Source organism: Oleiphilus sp. HI0067 (assembly GCF_001635735.1).
Window position 1 is genome coordinate 1 of sequence record NZ_LWFI01001554.1, and the last position, 16,929, is coordinate 16,929.

At 44.1% G+C, this 16,929-nt stretch carries 14 protein-coding genes; all 14 read left to right on the forward strand.

The window, feature by feature from the left end; genetic code table 11:
* Positions 1-715: DUF3450 family protein (locus A3739_RS25350; RefSeq protein ID WP_068503206.1), on the forward strand; the 715-nt coding region annotated here is incomplete at its 5' end.
* Positions 716-750: 35 nt separating this feature from the next.
* Positions 751-2,085: a MotA/TolQ/ExbB proton channel family protein gene (locus A3739_RS25355; protein WP_082868971.1), complete on the forward strand. Its 1,335-nt coding sequence runs from the start codon at positions 751-753 to the stop codon at positions 2,083-2,085.
* A 43-nt stretch (positions 2,086-2,128) separates the two neighbouring features.
* Positions 2,129-2,755, forward strand: coding sequence for a MotA/TolQ/ExbB proton channel family protein (locus A3739_RS25360; protein ID WP_068481015.1), 627 nt, complete (start codon positions 2,129-2,131; stop codon positions 2,753-2,755).
* A 17-nt stretch (positions 2,756-2,772) separates the two neighbouring features.
* Positions 2,773-3,174, forward strand: a complete 402-nt coding sequence (locus tag A3739_RS25365) for a biopolymer transporter ExbD (protein WP_068481018.1) — start codon at positions 2,773-2,775, stop codon at positions 3,172-3,174.
* A gap of 10 nt (positions 3,175-3,184) precedes the next feature.
* Complete coding sequence (locus A3739_RS25370; protein ID WP_068503208.1) at positions 3,185-3,850, forward strand: energy transducer TonB; 666 nt, start codon at positions 3,185-3,187, stop codon at positions 3,848-3,850.
* Between the two features lie 4 nt (positions 3,851-3,854).
* The gene (locus A3739_RS25375) at positions 3,855-4,994 is read left to right on the forward strand and encodes a lipopolysaccharide assembly protein LapB (protein ID WP_068481023.1); all 1,140 of its coding nucleotides are present in this window, start codon (positions 3,855-3,857) and stop codon (positions 4,992-4,994) included.
* Between the two features lie 94 nt (positions 4,995-5,088).
* Positions 5,089-8,133 (forward strand): TonB-dependent receptor domain-containing protein, encoded by a 3,045-nt coding sequence (locus tag A3739_RS25380; RefSeq protein ID WP_197472570.1) that lies wholly within the window; start codon positions 5,089-5,091, stop codon positions 8,131-8,133.
* A gap of 12 nt (positions 8,134-8,145) precedes the next feature.
* The gene (locus A3739_RS25385; protein WP_068481029.1) at positions 8,146-9,249 is read left to right on the forward strand and encodes a hypothetical protein; all 1,104 of its coding nucleotides are present in this window, start codon (positions 8,146-8,148) and stop codon (positions 9,247-9,249) included.
* A 28-nt stretch (positions 9,250-9,277) separates the two neighbouring features.
* On the forward strand, positions 9,278-10,306 hold the full coding sequence (locus tag A3739_RS25390; RefSeq protein ID WP_068481032.1) for a substrate-binding domain-containing protein: 1,029 nt from the start codon (positions 9,278-9,280) through the stop codon (positions 10,304-10,306).
* A gap of 175 nt (positions 10,307-10,481) precedes the next feature.
* Positions 10,482-12,908 (forward strand): hypothetical protein, encoded by a 2,427-nt coding sequence (locus tag A3739_RS25395; protein ID WP_068503211.1) that lies wholly within the window; start codon positions 10,482-10,484, stop codon positions 12,906-12,908.
* A gap of 235 nt (positions 12,909-13,143) precedes the next feature.
* On the forward strand, positions 13,144-13,983 hold the full coding sequence (gene pstC / locus A3739_RS25400; RefSeq protein ID WP_231876493.1) for a phosphate ABC transporter permease subunit PstC: 840 nt from the start codon (positions 13,144-13,146) through the stop codon (positions 13,981-13,983).
* A gap of 8 nt (positions 13,984-13,991) precedes the next feature.
* Positions 13,992-15,197 carry a phosphate ABC transporter permease PstA gene (pstA, locus tag A3739_RS25405; RefSeq protein ID WP_082869088.1) on the forward strand — a complete coding sequence of 402 codons (1,206 nt, stop codon included), beginning with the start codon at positions 13,992-13,994 and terminating at the stop codon, positions 15,195-15,197.
* Complete coding sequence (gene pstB, locus A3739_RS25410; RefSeq protein ID WP_068481038.1) at positions 15,181-15,966, forward strand: phosphate ABC transporter ATP-binding protein PstB; 786 nt, start codon at positions 15,181-15,183, stop codon at positions 15,964-15,966. The genes pstA and pstB overlap by 17 nt, the downstream gene beginning before the upstream one ends.
* 330 nt (positions 15,967-16,296) lie before the next feature.
* Positions 16,297-16,929 (forward strand): peroxidase family protein (locus tag A3739_RS25415; RefSeq protein WP_304440316.1); only part of this gene is annotated, 633 nt, incomplete at its 3' end.

Here is a 16,929-nt window from a genome sequence, read left to right on the forward strand (position 1 = left end):
CGCAAATACCGATATTCAATCCTTAGAAAACCTATCGCAAGAACTCGTGGAGATTCGTCAGCAGATTGCTAGTTTGCACGATGAAATAAATTTTTCTAAAGCAAGTTATAACGACCAATTGCACGCGTATTCAAATCAGAAAGCGGATATGAGTGTGAAGATCAGTCGCGCAGATTTGAACCTCAAAGACCTTCAACGTGAGCTTCATAAGTTAAAGGTCGAAAACGAAGAAAAGTTTTCTACAAGTGATCAACTTGCTCCAGTGATGCAGCGTGCCGTCCAAGATCTTAACGATCAAATTGCTCAATCGATACCGTTCAAGCGTGAAGAAAGACTTCAGGCTTTAACGGATATTCAGTATCGCCTTGATGCCAATCTTATCACTCCAAACAAAGCGGTAAATCAGTTGTGGGCCTTCGTAGAGGACGAGTTAATGATGGGGCGTAGCAGTGGAATTTATAACGAAACGGTTTTAATTGGTGGGAATGAGCAATTAGTAAAAGTATTGCGTTTGGGCAAGATTGCTGCGTTCTACCAAGGTGCCGATGACAGCTACGGACTAATTAAGCAGGTAGACGGAGCTTGGGTACAAGAAGAACTGAACGGCCGAGAAGCGAGTGTAAATCTTGATTACCTGTTTGATGCATTTGCCAAGAATATTCGAAATGGAATGTTCACGGTTCCCAACATTCTACCAAGCATCGCGGCTCAGTAGCTTTGCTAACTATAACGAGAACCTTAGTGATTCCCATGAATAAAATCTTCGTAAAAATAATATCGTTGACAGTGCTGGTGATGACTTCGCTAGTGCTAAATGCTAACGAATTAGAACTGGCTTATCAGAAAGAATATGCCTACTTGGTTGCAGAAAAAAATGCACTTGAACAGCGTTTAGCGAATTTGAATGATTCGCAGCAGCAAAGTTTAAACAAGGCGCAGGCGGATTTAGACGCTTTGCAAAGACAATATGTAGCGAAGCAAAACCGTATTGATCGTATTAATCGTGACATAGCGGATGCTACCCGAGAAGTAGACTTCTCAGAAACCGATCAGCTACTGCTCGACGCTACACTTCTTCAGGCAACTGAAAGTCTCCAAAAGTTGGGTTTGTCGATCGATGAAACGCAAAGCCAAGATGAACAGCTTGCTACTGCATTTGGTTCAGCGCTTTTAGTTATGGGGAATGACGGACAAATTAAAACTACGGCGGAACCTTATTACGGTTTAAATGGTGAGCTTCTTGATGCACAGGTCCTAAGTGTTGGGCGTATTGCTAAATTTGGTTTAGGTGAGCAGAGCGGTGCCTTGGCTCCATCTGGGTCAGGTAAGTTCAAGTTGTGGGATCTGGCATCTCAAAGCACAGCGTTAAGTCTGGCCAATAATGAGTCGCCATCATCTATCGATATTTTCTTTTTTGATAATGCTGAGCAAGCGGTAGAGAAACAAGCGGAAAAAACATTTGCCGATGAACTAGTGGCGGGTGGCTTGATCGGTAAGGTGATCTTGGTACTTGGTATTGTCGGCTTGATCTTAGTACTGATTCGCATTGTCTCTTTGGCTTTGTTCGGTGCAAATACGCAAAAAGTAACAGAGCGCGTAAACCGCCTGATCGAGACAGAGGGTGTCGATGCCGCACTTAAAGCTTGTAAGAAAAATAAAAATAGCGCTAGCCGTGTGATTGCCGCAACGCTTCGTAATATCAAGAAAGAACGTGATCATATTGAAGATATTATTTCTGAATCGATTCTTTACGAAAGCTCGCGTATTGATCGATTTGGCTCTGCAGTTCTTGTGATTGCTGCGGTTTCACCCTTACTTGGGCTTCTAGGAACCGTAACCGGCATGATTGGTACTTTCGACATCATTACGGAGTTTGGTACGGGTGACCCGCGTCTTCTCTCAACAGGGATTTCAGAGGCGCTCATTACTACTAAGTTTGGCTTGATTGTGGCCATTCCATTGCTCCTACTGGGCAATCTTTTATCTAACTGGGCCTTGCGTACAAAGAATGGTTTAGAGCGCGCTGCACTAAACGTTATCAATACCCAAAAACCAACTGTTGATTCTCTGAAACTCGCGGCTTAGTCCGTGTCTTCGAGAGTCATAACGTAAATTGAGTATTGGTGCCATGTTAGAAACATTTATCCCCAGCTATAGCGTGTTGCTGGAATATTACGAGATGGGCGGCTTTGTAATGTTGCCGCTCATTATCGTCTCCATATTGTTGTGGTATGCCTTAGTTTATCGCGTCATGACGGTGCGCTCTAGTCAGCACAAGCCTCGTGATTTAGTGAGAAAAGTTAAGAAAGGAAAGCGCAAGTTTTTGAATCTGAAATCCGTCAATGCCGAAGCCGCAAAATTTGCGATGGATACTTCTCGTGAGTATCGCAGTCCAGTGAACGTGAAAGCGCGTATCGACGAGCATTTTTTTAATTTGAAAGAAACCATGGCGAGGCATCGTAGCTTAGTGCGTTCGCTCGTTGCTGTTGCTCCGTTGTTAGGTTTGCTCGGTACAGTCGATGGAATGATGGAGACCTTTGACTCCCTAGGCACGATGTCGCTATTTACGCAAACCGGCGGCATTGCAGGCGGGATCAGTAAGGCGCTATTTACAACACAAGTAGGTTTGGCGATTTCTATCCCAGGCTTACTTGTTGGACGAATGATTGAGCGCAAAGAGCGCAATGTCTGTCGAGAGTTGGATCAAATTCGAGACTTAGTGTGCGCTCAAAAGCAAGCGTCTCTGAGCAAATAAAATAAGCGAGAAAGAATATGAGATACAGACAAGAGAGCGAGCAAGAAGGGCAGGTAGATATCTCTCCATTGATCGACATGGTGTTCATCTTGTTAATCTTCTTCATGGTGACGACTACCTTCGTTAAAGACATGAAACTAGATCTTGAACGACCGAATGCGGCCAGTGCAGCAGCGGCTTCTACCAAGGCGACACGTATTTTTATTGATAGCTTTGGTGATGTGTATGTCGACAACCAGCCTGTGCGTGTATACAGCTTGCAGAGCAAGTTGCGCGATATGTTACGCACGAGTACTGACAAAAGTGTCTTGGTTGTGACTGATGAAAATGTGCCAGCCAAACTCGTTCTTGAAGTGATTGATCAAGCGAAGTTATCCGGTGCGAGTAATGTTGGCGTCGCGACTGAGCAGGAGTCGTGAGTAGCGCCTTATGATGAATTCAATTGAAATGAGACAAGGCGTGTCACGGCAATTTTTTTCGATTGTCGCCGCTGTTTTAGTGCCTTTTCTGTTGTTTGTTGTGGTGATTGGTTTGAACGAATCAGACTTTGATCGCGAAAAGCTCCAAGGTGGCGCAACTAATTTTGAGCTAGAACGACAACAGCAAATCACAAAAGAAAGACCCAAGCCTAAACCTAAGCAACAGGAGCGTCAGCCAAGACGCGATTTACCATCAATTCAACCTAATGCGATTGGCAGCGATTTGTCTGGTAGTGGCTTAAGTTTTGGCGTGCCTTTGTTTGATCAAGCGCAGTTCGCTGAGTTTGATGACGCAAATTTAATTGGGTCAGCAGGCGATCAAGTGATGGATAAAAGCACGGTTGATGTGCCGCCAAAGGTAAGAAAACGTTCGCCGATTGTGTATCCCGAACTTGCGCGTAAACAAGGTGTAAGTGGGTATGTGACGATGAATGTCTTGATTGATGAGCAGGGTAATGTTGAAGACGTGGACATCATTGAATCAAAGCCGGCTGAAATATTCGATCTAAAAGCCGAAAGCACGATTCGACGCTGGAAGTTTGAGCCCGGCACATATAACGGTCAAAAAGTAAAAGTTTGGGCCATGCAAAAAATCGTCTTTAAATTGGATCGCTAGCATCATGAGACAACGCATTTTTATCCTTGTTATGGTTTTGGTTGCGAACCTTGCGCAGGCTTCAGGACCACAAAAAATTGATTATCTCGCACTGAGTTCAACACTGGTTAAAGACGGCTACATTCAACGAGCAAAAAGCGTGTTAGATAAAGTTGATGTCCTGGTCGATGACTTTGATTTCGCGACGTATTACACGCTAAAAGGACTTGTTTTTCAGAAAACCGGTTACCCCTTGGTATCCAACATTTTTTTAGATGCCGCGATTGAGCAAGGGCAATCTAATCCGAGTATTTACTTCTACAAAGCCCGTAATTATTGGCAGCGTAATGAATACGACATGTTGATCGCAGCGCTAGATCAAGCAGGCGAGGAAACGCTTGAAAATCCTCAGATGCTAGTCATTAAAGCAGAGGCTTTTAAGCAGATAAAGAACATGGAAGCTGCGTGGAACACGCTAGATCAAGGGATTGATCGTCACCCACAATACGCGCAGTTTTATAGCCAGAAATTCTATTACTTGTTGGAGCTAGGCTACTACCAGCAAGCCCAAGAGTATGCGCGTCAATATTTAAAAGCGCAGGGTTATACGGCGAATGATTACTTAGCCTTGGCATATGCTTTGAGAGAAAGTGGTGAATATGAGCAAGCCGCAGTGCTTCTTGAGGAGGGCGTCATTAAATATAACGATAATGACAAGCTTCTTGAGTTACTTGGTCAAGTCTATGTTGATCAGCAGCAGTACATGATGGCGGCCCTCGTTTACGAGTTCGCCTCAATGCAGTTTCCACGATTTTCAGCCAAAGCATCTGCTTTGTATTTGAAAGCGGAGAGTCCGGTGCGCGCTCTGCAATTAAATCGCCGAATCCTTGAGCAAGAAGAAAAGTTCCGTCAGCGCATTGGCATTGATATTCAGCTAGAAGACTATGAGTCGATGGTTGCTAAGACAGAACCATTAAAACGTTACGACCTATTGTCAGATGACAATATTTTATACGCCTTAGGTTTTGCGCATTTCAAAAATGGCAATTACCCCATTGCCACTTCATACCTACAACAAATCAACGATAGTCAGCTGTTTACCAAAGCGACTTATTTATTTAAGCAAATAGAGATCTGTCAGAATGACCCGTATGCATGCCGTTAATCGCCTCATAGTGCGCGCGATTATTTGTCTATCGGCACTTATCGCTTTTACAACAACTCCAGCTTTTGCGTCGTCTTCGCAAAAGAATTTATATGTGTTCGTGTTCAAGGATGGCGTGGCGCAGTCCAATATTCGAGTGCAGGCTGGGGAGATTTCTGCCCTTACTAATAGCTATGGTGCAGCATCGTTTTCGTTGACGTCTGGTAATTATGAAGTTGGATATTATCAACCGCGCACAGAACAAGAAGAATCACTGTTCGCATTAACTGAGGTGGCGATTCAGGCAGATGTGTCTAGTCAGGTCTTTCTATCTCTGACAAAGGATGGAGCGAATGTAGACCTTGATTTACCCCTCTCAGAATACAGTCAAGATTTTGAGGTTCAACAGCTCAAAAAGCAGGAGGGGCCAAAAGGTGAATTATCGCTGACTGTGCTCGATTCTGTTTCTAATGAACCCGTGAAAGAGGCACGTTTATTCTTCCGTGGTTATGCCATCGATGCCTCCACGAATGAGCAAGGCGTAGCAAGGGTTGCACTTTCTCAAGGCGTTTACGATATCTCTGTTGTTCACCCAAATTATGTCATGCAAATTCGCAAAGATATTAGTGTGACGGCCAATCAAACAAGCTCTGAAAATATGAGTTTAGTGAAAGCCGATATCGTGCTGGATGAGTTTGTTGTGAGTGCACCTTTTGTCGAAGGCAGTCTGGCATCGAATATCGCCGCGTTGAAAGATGCCGATGTGGTATCGGATGCGATTTCTAGTGAGCAGTTTAAAAAGTCAGGTGATTCCGATGCTGCGGGTGCACTAAAGCGTGTTACAGGTATCACTGTTGTTGATGGCAAATTTGTGTACGTGCGTGGTTTGGGTGAGCGTTACAGTGCAGTGCTACTTAATGGTTTGGAGGTACCTTCTCCAGAACCAACAAAACGTGTTGTTCCCCTAGATATCTTTCCTGCTGGTGTGATTCAAAGTATGGATATTCAAAAGACATACTCTAGCGATCTACCCGGTACCTTTGGCGGTGGCACCATTCAAATTAATACCAAAGACATTCCCAAAGAAGATAATTATATAGGCGGCAGTATTAGTATTTCAGTCAACGATTACACGGGAGATGAAGTTATTTATCAGCCGGATAATCGTACGGAGTTGCCACCTTTGCTAATCGAGAAAAGTAATGGCTTCCAAGAACTTGCGGATGAAGTGAGGGTGGGGAACACCATTTTAGTACCAGGACTAACACCTGCTGAACGTTTGGCACTTGATCGTGCGATGGTCAATTACCGTGACTACGGTTTAGAAACTACTAAGTTAAAACCTGGTTCTAGTGTGGATCTCTCGGCAGGGCAAAGCTTTAAAACATCAGGCGGCATGCAATACGGATTTGCGGGCAATCTCTATTACAAAAGTAAGCAATCAAGCAGTGGAGAGGTGATCGAAGACGATTATCAGATCGTGAATGGTTCACAAGCAATTGATACTGCAAGTACGTCTGAAAGAACCACGTTGAATGAAAAGTTCGGCGGGCTAGTGAGCTTGGGTTTAGAACCGCAACAAGGGCAAAAAATTAAGTACACCTTATTGGGTTTGGTTGAAGAGGAAGATCAAACAAAACTCAAAAAGTCTGATGATTTTGTAGAAGGTTCTTACTCAGAAAAAACACTTTTACGATATACCGAACAAGAGATGCTTTCTCATCAATTGAATGGCTCGCATGTACTAGATATTTGGAGCAAGCCTGAATATGCCATGGAGCTTGATTGGGGCTATTCGACGTCAACTGCAACGCGTCTTGAACCAGGCACATTTGAGTATGTGTATAAAGATGCCGCGAGTGGCTCAGGTTTGGTGATCGATAAAAATAAGATGTTCTATCAATACTCTGATCTAGAAGACACTGTCGACAACTATCGTCTTGATCTAGCTATTCCATTTACTTTACTTGATCGAAGTACAGAGTTAGATCTTGGTTTTTATCAATTGAACAAGGAGCGTAGTCTGGATAACCGTCGCTTTAAATTTGGTTACCAACCTGTCGCTGAGGATTCGCGTGAGATTGATGAAATTTTGAGTCAAGCTAATGCAGACACTACCTTGCTCAACATCACGAGTAACTATCGACAGGACGATGCTTACGAGGCAGAACAAGATTTAAGCGCTGTGTATGCGAATTGGTTAGTTAAAGTGTCAAACAAACTAGATGTGTTTTTCGGTGCTCGTCAGGAAGATTCTACTCAAGAGTTGGTTGTCGGCATTCAGCCAACGGCGCGTCAAACTTATACTCTTGAAACATCCGATGTACTGCCTTTTTTAGGCTTAACATACCGTTTGTCTGATGAGCATCAATTCCGATTTGGTATGAGTGAAACACTGTCTCGTCCTGACTTTAGGGAGTTCAGTCCAACGCGTTATAAAGATCCTCAGACAGATTACATCGTTAGAGGTAATCCTGATCTTAAATACACGACAATCAGTAATTTTGATTTCAAATATGAGTGGTTCCCTAGTTACAACGAAACCATTTCGTTAGGTGTTTTTTCGAAACAATTCACCAATCCGATTGAGACTGTTCGTTCTCGCCCCGATGAAGATATTGAAATCACTTATGCTAACGCCGAGGGCGCTGACAGTATTGGGCTGGAATTTGGCTTTAGAAAAAATTTAGACAAACTGTTCCCGAGTTTTGAAAACTATTTTGTCGAAGGTAATTACACACACATTGAGTCTGAAGTGAGTCTTAATGCCGCAGATGTAGCCTCAAATGGTTTAACTAGTACCTCTCGTCCGATGCAAGGGCAGTCACCTTATGTGGCGAACTTAAAGTTTGGTTACGACAATTTCTTTACGCGTCGAAGCGCCTTGTTTTTATACAACGTCTATGGTGAGCGCATCACTGCGCTTGGTATTAACGGTACGCCGGACGTTTATGAACAGCCATTTCATCGCCTAGATTTCGTTGTGAAGTGGGGCTTGAATGACACCTACGACGATCAAGAGAAACGTATTGGTTATGGTGTTTCGTTCAAACTCAAAAACTTGCTCGACAGTGAAGTAGAAAAAGTTCAGGGCGGTGAAATTGTTGAACGTCGCAAGCCAGGTCGAGAAATCGAACTGGGCTTCTCGATGAAGTATTAAGGAGCAAAAGCCATGATTCGTAAATTCCCTCTTAATATCGCTTTAGGCGTATCACTCCTATCTTTTTTGTTGGCTCAGAATCTCTTTGCTCAAGAGACCGATAATCCTGAAAAGGGGCAACTCCAAAGCGGCAAGGTGATTGGTCAGCACATCTTTGGCCTCGCGCACGATGTGTCAGGTGATCCATTACTGGTTGATGACAGTGCGCTGATATATCCAAACCCCTTAGCGACGTTTGAGGTGGATATAAAAGAGCAAGTGTTTCAGGTGTCGTTGTTTGATCACTTATTTGGAGGCGCATATTTGTCGAGACTTGATGATGGCCTTACAGTGAATACTCAAGCCATTGATTTTGGTGATGTGAATGGTGTGTCTTCTATTGGAGCCGCAACAAAAACCGAGTGGTCTTCGGTGCTATTTACTGAACATCAGTTGATTGATGCAAAATCATCGGATCACAAATCCCTGTATGTGGACTATTTCAAAGGGCAATCAGATCTTCATAAGCCATACAACTATGGTTGGCTTAATGAAATCGTTGTTCTAGATGAATATGGCACCAATAAGGCGATTAAAAACTTCGTGGCCGGTCGCTTATTTGCATCGCATTTATTAGCCATGTCAGGTGGGCAGGAATTCTATTTTTTTGATGCGCGGTATTCGGGCAATTTGTACTTATTCAAAGCGGATCAACCCCAGAGCTTCGCAAAAGGTACTCTCTATGTTGTTGACGATCGTGGCGTCTCGACTGAGCTCGGTCAGAGCAGCGCATTGAAAATGAAGTTTAAGCTCAAAAAAACAGAGTTTAGTGATGTGTTCGAAGTTGATGAACCTCTGAACAAACAGTGTTCGAAAGGGATGACATTTATTCGCACTGTGTACGGTGAAGAGTGTTTGTCTGTGCTGAAAAAGAATCGTAAATATGCAGGGCAGTTTGAGCCGATTCGTAGCAGTGCTTTACTTGGCATCAGTCCGTTTTTTAAGTCGACAAATGTTGATGACACGCAAGCGTTGGAATTGCGTTACGACAGTAACAAAACTGCCATACAACTTTATAAAAATGGGCAGCTAGAAAAACAAGTCATTATTGAGAGCGCAGGCTCCGAACAATCGTAGCGTTTAGATACTTAAGTAGGTTAATTAGATGAAGAACTTATTCATATTGTGTGTATTGTTTACTATCTCTGGTACAACGCACGCGCGAGATCAGGTGCGTGTCGTGGGTAGTTCAACAGTTTATCCTTTCGCAAGCTTTGTTGCTGAAGAGTTTGGCAGCGTTTCGCGATTTCCAACGCCGGTTGTCGAGTCGACCGGAACTGGTGGCGGTATGAAATTGTTCTGTTCAGGTAATGGTTTGGATACCCCAGATATTACCAACGCGAGTCGCCGTATAAAAATTAAAGAGCTTGAGCTGTGCCAACGTAATGGCGTTGATAACATTACTGAAGTGATGTTTGGTTATGACGGAATTGTCCTAGCGCAATCCAATACAAATGCTGAGATGGATATTACTAAGCGCGACTTGCTTCTTGCTGTAGCGAAGCTGGTTCCAAACGAGGACGGAAGTGATTTAATTGAGAACCCTTACACGCACTGGAATCAAATCAACCCTGCATTGCCTAAAAGAAAAATTAGCGTTTATGGTCCACCAATCAGTTCAGGAACACGAGATGCTTTTGAAGAGATTGTAATGCAGTACCAAACTGAGCAAATGAAGGTGTATAGAGACGCCGGCCGTAAAGGGTATCGCATTATTCGATCCGATGGCGTATATATTCCAAGTGGTGAGAACGACAATCTTATTGTGAAAAAACTGACGAAGGATACAGCTGCTTTGGGCATATTCGGTTACAGCTTTTTGACTGAAAATGAAGATGCGATTTCAGGAGTCAGTATTGATCAAATATCGCCATCTTCGGAGACCATTGCTGATAAATCTTACCCCATTGCACGTAGTTTATTTTTTTACATGAAGAACGATCATTTAGAAAATGTTCCGGCAATGCAGGAATATATCGATATGTTCTTGAATGAAGACATAATTGGTGAGGATGGTTTATTGATGGAGATTGGATTGATTCCAATGTCAGAATTATTACTTGAGGCGAATAAAGCCGCAGCAGAGTCTGCGAAGCCTTTATCGTTAGAGCTCTTGCAAGCTAGCTCTCATTAGATTTTCAGAAATCTTTCGTATTGCCTAGCCCAGCATTCGCTGGGCTTTTTTATTTCATAAATGTTTCAAACGTGTGGCTATCTTTCATTAAATTGAAGCAAATGTGTCACTAACTTGTCATTTTGCGTTTCTATTCTTTTTCTTGATTCTAAACAACAATGAATTGGGAAAAATCATGAAAAAAATACCAATGATCAAATCGGCAGTAAGTGCTTCAGTACTCGTATCTGCTTTAGGCCTAACTGCATGTGGCGGTGGTGGCGGTGGCGGTAGCAGTGCTGGCTCTACTGGCCCAGCAGTTGGTACCGATGCGTATGTATCTGCAAATCTTGAACTGAAAGGTGACTTCTCAGAAGACGTAACATTAATTGCGGGTCAAACATACCGAATTGATGGCGAAGTAAACTTCCTAGACGGCACGACGCTCACTATTCCTGCTGGCACTACTTTGTATGGTGCAACGGGAGCATCTTATTTAGCGATTAATCGTGGTGCGACGATTAACGCAGAAGGAACTGCAGATAACCCTATCATCTTTACTTCAGCGCAGGATGTTGCAGGCACTGCGAGCCAGAACGATCAAGGCCAATGGGGTGGTTTAACCATTCTTGGCTCATCTGAAAATAACAAAGGTGAGCGTACATACGAAGCAGGGACTCAAAAATATGGCCCAATCAATGGCGTTGCGAATCCTAGCGACAATAGCGGCGTGTTGAAGTATGTCGTTATCAAATACTCAGGTTTTGAAGTTGAAAAAGACAAGGAGCTCAATGGCCTTTCTCTAGCATCAGTGGGTTCTGGTACGACCATTGAGAATATTGCCATCATCGGTTCAGCAGATGACGGTATCGAGTTGTGGGGCGGCACAGTCGATGTGAATGGTTTGTATATTTACAACGCAGGCGACGACTCTATCGATACTGACCAAGGTTATATCGGTACAATCGAAAACGTTTATGTTCAGCAGGTTGTTGTTGATGATGAAACAGATTCACGTGGTATTGAAGCAGATAGTTTCGATACGGCAGAGGTAGGTACGCCACAAGCGAAACCAACCCTTAAGAACGCAACGCTCGACACAATCGGCCGCGCAGTTCGCCTACGTGAAGGCACGGGTTACGTTTTCGATAACGTCCAGATTAACGTCAAATCTAGTTCAGCTGATCCGGCTGATGTTGATTACTTGAAAGACATCGCTGCAATCCGTATTAGCGATAACACCATTACAGGCGACCAAATTGAAGTTGCTGCTGGTGGTCTTGGTATCAAAAATGATGCGGTTGAATTGGTGATCAATAAGACTGACACAGGCTCAATTGGTGCAGATGGTGTCATCACTTCAGGTCTAGGTATTTACCGCGACACAGATACCCTGAACACTTTCCGCGCATTGAGCAATGTGAAAGAAGTGGTTGGTGTGTCTGGCGATATGGTCGATGAGAATTACTTAGATTCGTCAGATGTTGCGTTTGCCACAGAAGTAGACGCTGACAATACTGTTGCAGGCGTAGACCTAAGCATCTTCGAATGGGCACTTGAAGTTGTAAATGACAAGCCTGTTGTGGTTCTTTCTGGAGACATTACAACAGATCGTACGCTAACTAGTGGCAACCTTTATGCGATTACCGGTGAAGTGAACGTGACTAATGGCGCGGAACTGACCATTGAGCCAGGTACAACTTTGTTCGGTGCAACAGGTAACTCTTACTTGGCGATCAACCGTGGCGCAACCATCAATGCTGCGGGTACAGAAGCGAATCCAATTATCTTCACTTCGGCGCAAGATATTGCTGGTTTGAACAGCGGTGACGAGCAAGGCCAATGGGGTGGTTTGACGATTCTTGGTCAATCAACCAACAACAAAGGCGAGCGTACTTACGAAGCCGGCACACAGAAGTATGGTCCTGATGGCGGCGTAACAATTGCGGCAGACGATAGTGGTACATTGACTTATGTTGCTATCAAGTACTCAGGTTACGAAGTAGAAAAAGACAAAGAGTTGAACGGTCTTTCTCTAGCATCTGTTGGTTCTGGTACAACGATTAACAACATCGCGATTATCGGTTCAGCAGATGATGGTATCGAACTTTGGGGCGGTACGGTGAGTGTTGACGGTTTGTACATCTACAACGCTGGTGATGACTCAATCGATACTGACCAAGGTTATATCGGTACGCTTTCAAACGTGTATGCAGAGCAGAACATTGTGGACGACGAAGTTGGTTCACGTGTGATCGAAGCGGATAGCTTTGATACGTCTGCGACGGGTACTCCACGCGCTAAACCAACGCTTACTAACGCAGTGTTGAAATCTGTAGGGCGAGCAGTGCGTTTGCGCGAAGGTACAGATTACGTATTCGATGGTGTTCAAATCACTGTTGAAAGCTCTTCTGACACAAGCGTTGAAGCTATTCGTGTAAGTGATACTGGTTTGCCTACAGGTGCTTCAGTAACTGCGAATGGTCTAGCTGTTAAGAATAAAGCGAATTCAACTGCAATTTTCTCAACAGGTTCAGCTGCGCAGTTTACCGGCACTGCAGTGCTTCAGGATGACGACACTACATTGTCTATCACTGAGTACGACGCTTCTTGGGCTAACTAATACCGACTAGTCCAGGATGGGCAAAGTGGGAATCTCCCTCCTACTTTGCTTCTCCCAGGGAGCCCGTACCTCGTGCGGGCTCTTTTTTGTTTGAGCAATGCTCTATTAAAACCGATTCAAGTAACAGTAATAAGTGAGTAGACAGGTGTTTGAGATCCAGTCTCAAAATAAGAATCGCGCGCGCAAAGAAGCCGCCGTAAATGCTTTATTGGCAAGCGCCTCTGCCATCGCCATTGTGACCACAATTGGCATATTATTTTCCATCCTATTACAGGCGATAGAATTTTTTCAGTTAGAAAGTCTTTGGTATTTTTTAACAGGTTTGGAGTGGCATATGAGCCATTCCGATAGCACCTTTGGTGCAGTGCCAATTTTTGCAGGCACATTTATGATTACGGGAATTGCTTTAGCAGTCTCGATCCCTGTGGGCTTAGGTAATGCGATTTTTTTAAGCGAGTACGCATCACCGTCTTTACGTAAGTCATTAAAGCCTATTCTAGAAGTTCTAGCAGGCATTCCTACGGTTGTTTACGGATTTTTTGCGGCGCTCACTGTAGCCCCAGCGATTGTTTCATTGAGTGATGCTTTAGGCATTGAGGCAGCGTATAACAGCGCTTTAGCGAGCGGTGTAATCATGGGTGTGATGATCGTTCCAATCATTTCATCTTTGTGTGATGACGTTCTGTGCGCTGTTCCGGCTAGTCAGCGCAATGCGGCCTATGGTTTAGGCATGAATCAGGCAGAAATGATTCGCGATATTGTTGTGCCGTCAGCTATGCCAGGCATTATTTCTGCGTGTTTACTTGGTTTCGCTAAAGCCGTGGGTGAAACCATGATTGTTGTCATGGCTGCAGGCTTGAGGCCAAACCTATCTTGGAATCCTTTAGAGGATATGACCACGGTCACAGTGCGTATTGTCGATGCGCTTGTGGGTGACCATGCATTCGATTCTCCCCAAACACTTTCTGCATTTGCCTTAGGTTTAGTTTTGTTCGTGATTACCTTACTTCTGAATATGATTTCGGTACGGCAGATTCGTAAGTTCAAAGCCAAATACAAGATTAATCGTTTATGAGTATAAGCATGAAGCAAGCGTCATATGTGGCGCATGAACAAGCTGAATCAGCCAAAGAGCACTGTTTTCATGACAAGCGCTTAGCCAAACGCGCACGAAAAGCTCAGTTGTTTAAAGCGCTTATGGTGGGTTGCATTGCCTTTACCATGTCGTTTTTGGCGTTCTTTTTATTTGATATTGGGCGCACGGCGCTGCCAGCTGCCAAACAAACATACGTGTTAGTGGATATTACATACTCTGAACACGCAGCTAAATCTTATCGTAAAGCGATTGATAAGACCTATCGCACGATTGTGAGCCGAGCGTGGTTGCGCACCATTCCCGAACAAATAAAACAAAATCCGAGTTTGTTGGGGAAAACTGAGCGGGTTTGGGTCTTGGCTGATGATCAAGTTGATCAGTACATCAAAGGCCACCATCACAACATCAAGAAAAAACATCTTACGACGATCGATGCTTTGCGTGAGCAAGGACGAGTTGAGCAGCGTTGGAACAGTATTTTCTTTAGCCGAGGGGACTCAAAGAGCCCGGAATATGCGGGTATTCAATCCGCAATTATCGGCTCGATATTGACCTTGGTAGTGACTATGGCCTTGGCTTTTCCTATTGGTGTGATGACGGCGATTTACTTGGAAGAATTTGCTTCTGACAACATGTTTACGCGCTTTGTTGAAGTGAACATCAATAACCTTGCCGCGATTCCATCTATTTTATTTGGCTTGCTCGGTTTATCGGTATTTATAAATCTTTTTGGCTTGCCTCGAAGCTCCCCATTAGTTGGCGGGATTACGCTCGCACTAATGACATTACCGATTATCATCGTGAGTTCTCGAGCAGCGTTACGCAGCGTGCCCGAATCGATTCGTCAGGCAGGTTTAGGGCTTGGTTTGACTAAACAAGAAGTCGTGAAAGACCACGTATTGCCCATTGCCCTGCCGGGTATATTAACCGGCAGTATCATTGGACTTGCGCAGGCCATGGGTGAAACTGCACCGTTGATCATTATTGGCATGATTGCCTTTATCCCCGATTCCCCGAGTTCAATTATGGAGGCTGCAACAGTGTTGCCAGCACAGATATTTACTTGGGCAGGTATGCCAGAGCGGGCATATGTTGAAAAAACGGCCGCCGGAATTGTCGTGATCTTATCGATCATCGTTCTATTGAATTCGTTAGCGATTTACTTGAGAAGAAAATATGAAGTTAAGTGGTAACTCTGATGCCTCGCGCACCAAGATCTCTGTGCAAGATTTGAATTTGCATTATGGGGATCATCACGCGCTGAAGAATATCAGCGTTGAGCTCAAAGAAAACAATATCACTGCCTTGATTGGCCCCTCAGGCTGCGGGAAATCCACATTTCTGCGGTGTTTAAATCGAATGAATGATTTGATTGATATCGTAAAAGTGGATGGTGTTGTCTCAGTGGATGGCAAAAACGTTTATGACAATGATGTGGACGAAGTCGCGGTTCGCAAACATATTGGAATGGTATTCCAGCAACCAAATCCATTTCCTAAATCCATCTACGATAATGTCGCTTATGCGCCCTTAAAACATCAGCAAGTTAAGAAAGGCGAAGACTGTGATCGTTTGGTTGAAAAGTCTCTCAGGTCTGCGGGTTTATGGGACGAGGTAAAAGACAAATTGCATTCTCCTGGTACAAGTCTGTCCGGAGGGCAACAACAACGTTTATGTATTGCGCGGGCCATTGCTGTTCAGCCTGATGTGATATTGATGGACGAGCCTACGTCGGCGCTTGATCCGATATCCACGCAACGCATTGAAGCGTTGATGCTCGATCTTAAAAAGTATTACACCATAGTGATTGTGACGCACAATATGCAGCAAGCAAAGAGGGTTGCTGATCAAACGGCACACTTCCATCTTGGTGAACTCATGATGTTTGGTCATACGCACGAGGTATTTGAGAGTCCAACCCATCCTACCACTGCCGATTATATCGCTGGTCGCTTTGGCTAGCGATTCAACGCACTTAATTGGCATACTTATAACTTGCATTCACTGCACCGCAGACTAGTGTTTCTGCTTTATAAATTCTGTTCGCATTTTTGTTCGTAATAGGGGAGATGATTCCCTACTGAAAGGGACTTAAGGTTGGTGCTTGAAATACCAACAACGAATTTTAAATGGAGTATATTGCTGCCTGATAAGTGCTGTTCAAAAAAATTGAATTAATAAATTGTGTTATTCAGTTTTACTGATTTTATTTTGCTGCCAATAATGAACCCATGCTCTGGTGAAATTCACCAAGGCACCAATTTATTGAAGGTTTCATAAGAGGACGATGATATGTCTAGTGGTAAATGCCCAGTAATGCACGGCGGAGCAACCCGCAAAGAAACAACTGAACCAAGCTGGTGGCCGAAGTCACTGAACTTGGACATTCTTCATCAACACGATTCTAAAACGAACCCTCTTGGAGAAGCCTTCGACTATAAGAGCGAAGTCGCCAAACTTGATTTCGCTGCCCTAAAACAAGATCTCATCAATTTAATGACCGATAGCCAAGATTGGTGGCCAGCAGATTGGGGACACTATGGCGGTTTGATGATTCGTTTGTCTTGGCACGCTGCTGGTACATACCGAGAGGCTGATGGCCGTGGCGGTGCGGGCTCAGGTGATCAACGATTCGCGCCGTTAAACTCATGGCCCGATAACGGAAACTTAGACAAAGCACGTCGTTTGCTTTGGCCGATCAAAAAGAAATACGGAAATAAATTGAGTTGGGCTGACTTACTCGCATATGCCGGTACGGTTGCTTATGAATCAATGGGCTTGAAAACCTTCGGATTTGGTTTTGGCCGCGAAGACATCTGGGAGCCACCAAAAGATATTTATTGGGGTAGTGAGAAAGAATGGTTAGCGCCTTCTGATAATCCAGATAGCCGTTACTCAGGTGATCGTGAACTCGCGAACCCATTA

Bases quoted from the DNA above. Each gene is read 5' to 3' on its own strand.
- pstB (WP_068481038.1), top strand. From the start codon at position 15,181: ATGAAGTTAAGTGGTAACTCTGATGCCTCGCGCACCAAGATCTCTGTG.
- A3739_RS25385 (WP_068481029.1), top strand. From the start codon at position 8,146: ATGATTCGTAAATTCCCTCTTAATATCGCTTTAGGCGTATCACTCCTA.
- pstA (WP_082869088.1), top strand. From the start codon at position 13,992: ATGAAGCAAGCGTCATATGTGGCGCATGAACAAGCTGAATCAGCCAAA.
- A3739_RS25375 (WP_068481023.1), top strand. From the start codon at position 3,855: ATGAGACAACGCATTTTTATCCTTGTTATGGTTTTGGTTGCGAACCTT.
- A3739_RS25365 (WP_068481018.1), top strand. From the start codon at position 2,773: ATGAGATACAGACAAGAGAGCGAGCAAGAAGGGCAGGTAGATATCTCT.
- A3739_RS25360 (WP_068481015.1), top strand. From the start codon at position 2,129: ATGTTAGAAACATTTATCCCCAGCTATAGCGTGTTGCTGGAATATTAC.
- A3739_RS25370 (WP_068503208.1), top strand. From the start codon at position 3,185: ATGATGAATTCAATTGAAATGAGACAAGGCGTGTCACGGCAATTTTTT.
- A3739_RS25395 (WP_068503211.1), top strand. From the start codon at position 10,482: ATGAAAAAAATACCAATGATCAAATCGGCAGTAAGTGCTTCAGTACTC.
- A3739_RS25390 (WP_068481032.1), top strand. From the start codon at position 9,278: ATGAAGAACTTATTCATATTGTGTGTATTGTTTACTATCTCTGGTACA.
- A3739_RS25355 (WP_082868971.1), top strand. From the start codon at position 751: ATGAATAAAATCTTCGTAAAAATAATATCGTTGACAGTGCTGGTGATG.